The sequence below is a fragment of the Streptomyces sp. 4F14 genome (assembly GCF_048159485.1).
Lineage (GTDB): Bacteria > Actinomycetota > Actinomycetes > Streptomycetales > Streptomycetaceae > Streptomyces.
Map to the genome: position 1 here is coordinate 1 of NZ_JBLRVY010000072.1, position 1,664 is coordinate 1,664.

Genomic DNA, 1,664 nt, shown 5'->3' on the forward strand with positions numbered 1-1,664 from the left:
CCTCGCGCTTTCATGAAGCGGGCTGTCCGGCAGGCGGTCAGGAAAGCAGAAAGTGCCTCTGACCAGCGAGAATGAGGATTGCTGAGGTCCTTGTTCCCGCCCCTGTCGGAGGCACTTTCCAGGTGAAGCAGCCTATCGGGTCCTATCCCCATGTCCTTGTCCGGGATGACGGCCGGGCCGTGGTTTCGCAGGCCGGTTCGGTCCTGTTGGTCGAAACGGTCCGCAAGATCGGCCTTGACCAGGCGATATCCGCAGCCCTGACCCGGTGGCGGAGGCCGCGAGCCGTCCACGATCCCGGCAAGATGCTCGTGGACCTCGCACTGGCGGTCGCCCTCGGCGGCGACTGCCTGGCCGACATCGCCATGCTGCGGGCCGAGCCGGGTGTGTTCGGCCCGGTCGCCTCCGATCCGACGGTCTCCCGCTTGATCGGCACCCTCGCCGCCTCCGGCGAGAAGGCACTGACCGCGATCCGCGCCGCACGTTCCGAAGTCCGCAAAAAGGTATGGGAGTTGGCCGGCGAGCGGGCTCCGGATGCCGGCGGGCAGGTGACCGTGGACCTGGACGGGGTCTTGGTCGTCGCGCACTCGGACAAGCAGGACGCGGCCCCGACCTGGAAGAAGACCTATGGACACCATCCGCTCATGGGCTTCGTCGACCACGGCCCGGCAGGAACCGGCGAACCTGTCGCAGCCCACCTCCGGCCCGGCAACGCGGGCTCGAACACGGCCGCCGACCACATCACCGTCGCTCGCCTGGCCCTCGCTCAACTGCCCAAGAAATACCGGTGCGGACGGCGGACGCTGATCCGCTGTGATTCCGCGGGCGGCACCCACGAGTTCGTGGCCTGGCTCGCCCAACGCGGACGCTGGCTGTCCTACTCGGTCGGCATGGTGATCACCGAGGCCATCCACGAGCACGTTCTGAAGATCCCCGCATCGGCCTGGACGCCTGCGGTCGAATCGGACGGCGAGGTCCGTGACGGGGCCTGGGTCGCCGAACTCGCCGGTGACCTGCTCGACGGCTGGCCGCAGGGCATTCGGTTGATCGTCCGCAAGGAACGGCCCCATCCCGGAGCCCAGTTGAGGATCACGGACGCGGACGGCATGCGGATCACCTGCTTCGCCACCAACACCCTCAACCAGCCGATCGCCCAACTCGAACTCCGCCACCGGTTGCGAGCCCGCGCGGAGGACCGCATCCGGGCCGCGCGAGCGACCGGACTGCGCAACCTGCCCCTGCACGACACCGCGCAGAACCAGCTCTGGCTGGAGATCGTCCAGATCGCCCTCGACCTGCTGGCCTGGATGCCCATGCTCGCCCTGACCGGCCAGACCCGGCTCTGGGAACCCCGCCGACTGCGACTCCGCCTGTTCTCCGCGGCCGGCCAGCTCGTCACCACCGGCCGACGCCGCATCCTCCGCCTCGCCCGCCACTGGCCCTGGACCCGCGAGATCACAGAGGCCCTCGAACGGCTCACACCCCTGCCAAACCCCGGCTGACCAGCCAACTCACCTGTCCCTGCAAGACAACGTGCCAGCCCGGAGCAGTGGAACCCGGCGTCCACCCGAGACGACACCCGGGCCCTCAACCTGCCCGGCCTCAGCCACCGACAACGAAATGGGCCCCCGACTCCGTCGGCGGCCCATCACGAAAGATCGAGGCTA

General features: G+C 68.8%; 1 protein-coding gene. It reads left to right on the forward strand.

Annotated elements, in window-relative coordinates; all coding sequences use genetic code 11:
• Positions 1-122 precede the first annotated feature (122 nt).
• Complete coding sequence (locus ACLZOT_RS49640; RefSeq protein ID WP_416975936.1) at positions 123-1,499, forward strand: IS1380 family transposase; 1,377 nt, start codon at positions 123-125, stop codon at positions 1,497-1,499.
• Positions 1,500-1,664 lie beyond the last annotated feature (165 nt).